Origin of the sequence: Myxococcus sp. CA051A, assembly GCF_013336705.1 — a bacterium.
Lineage (GTDB): Bacteria > Myxococcota > Myxococcia > Myxococcales > Myxococcaceae > Myxococcus > Myxococcus llanfairpwllgwyngyllgogerychwyrndrobwllllantysiliogogogochensis.
This window is the reverse complement of record NZ_JABUMS010000005.1, coordinates 274,557-276,044: the sequence shown is the minus strand read 5'-3', so window position 1 is coordinate 276,044 and position 1,488 is coordinate 274,557. Positions and strand designations below refer to the sequence as shown.

The window sequence follows — 1,488 nt, the reverse complement described above, 5'->3', positions numbered from 1 at the left end:
GGATGCGAATGAGCCCGACCAGGTCCGCGAGCGGACGCAGTGAGCGCGCGAAAGGCCTACGCCAGGCGGCGGCGCTCACCCACCGAGGCAGAGCGGCGCGCGAGGAACTCCTCGATGGGGCCCGCGGCCCCCCGTGCGCTCTCGGCCTGGACGAAGTGGACCCGCAACTGCTCGCAGGCCTTCTTGTACGCGGGATTCTGGAGGACGTCGTCGAGGGCCTCGAGCAGCCGGTCGGCGGTGACCTCTGGAGGTGGGATGATGCGCCCCACCCCATGAAGTTCAATCAACCGGCCGATGTCGGGCTGATCGAACTGGAGTGGAATGGAGACCATGGGCACGCCGAAGGCGATGCACTCCTTCACGCTGTTCGTCCCGGCATGGTTGACCATCACCGCCGCCTTCCGAAGCAGGCCGAGCTGCGGCGCCACCTTCACGGCGATCACGCCGGGCGGCACGTCGAACATCGCGGGCTCCATCGTGGAGCCCACCACCATGACGAACTGAAGCTCCGGGCGGCGAGCGGCCGCGAGGAAGGCCTCCTGGAGGATGCGCAGGTTGTGCTTCGAGGTCGCGGCGAGCGTCCCGAGCGCGAAGAGGACCAGCGGTCGGTCCTCGCGCAGGCGCTCCCAGGGAAACTCGGGCTCGCGGCGTTCATGGTCGATGCACGGCTCGATGTAGCAATACTCCCCGGGGGGGCTGCGCACCCGCACCTCGGCGAACTCCTTGGGGCAGAGGAGCAGCTCGGGCGAGAGGCTCCGGTCGAGCATCGGAACGGTCTTGATGTTCTTCAGCGGGTAGCGGTGCTTGCGCGCCAACGCCAGCAGGGCCGGGCGAAGGCGGGGAAAGAGCCCCAGCGCCATGAGGAGTCGCTCACCCGGCATCGCGGCGCCACGCCCCGGTCCCCGCGAGGCGCCCTCGGGGCGTGGAATGAACTCCGGGGGAATCGTCACGTTCATCTGCAGGACGGGGACGTCGAGCCCGTGCCCGATGATGGCGAGGTGCCGGAGCTTCTCGTCGCAGATGAGGAGGTCCGGTTGAAGTCGGGCCAGGAGGGCATCGACCTCCCCCTCGACCATCCGACGCAGCGCTTCGTTGAAGCAACGAGCCTGGGTGCGCAGGAACCACAGCAGGCGCAGGCCCTTCAGCCGCGCTGCGGTCGCTCGCAGCTCGGTGAGCTTCCCCTTGGGGAAGATGTCCTCGAACAGGGGCGTGAACTCGAACCCCTCGGCGCGCACCTCGTCCTCTATCTCCAGGATGCCCAGGTAGATGACCCGGTGACCGCCGCGCTGGAGCGACCGCGCGATCCGCAAGCTGGGATTGACGTGGCCTGGAACAGGCAGCGGCGCGAGGAGGATGGTGGCCATCTGAATCCTTCGAGGAGGTCGATCTGGATCGAACGGATTGTAGAATGGTTTTTCGTGGATTATTGTTCAAACCTGCAAGATTAGACATCCGGTGAGACGAGACCTTGGATAGCCTTGGGCTGCC

The 1,488-nt window shown here is 66.9% G+C and carries 1 protein-coding gene; it reads right to left on the bottom strand.

Annotation, left to right across the window (positions count from 1 at the left end; translation table 11 throughout):
- Positions 1 to 56 precede the first annotated feature (56 nt).
- The gene (locus tag HUA74_RS17440) at positions 57 to 1,364 is read right to left on the bottom strand and encodes a nucleotide disphospho-sugar-binding domain-containing protein (protein ID WP_174455398.1); all 1,308 of its coding nucleotides are present in this window, start codon (positions 1,362 to 1,364) and stop codon (positions 57 to 59) included.
- Positions 1,365 to 1,488: the final 124 nt, after the last annotated feature.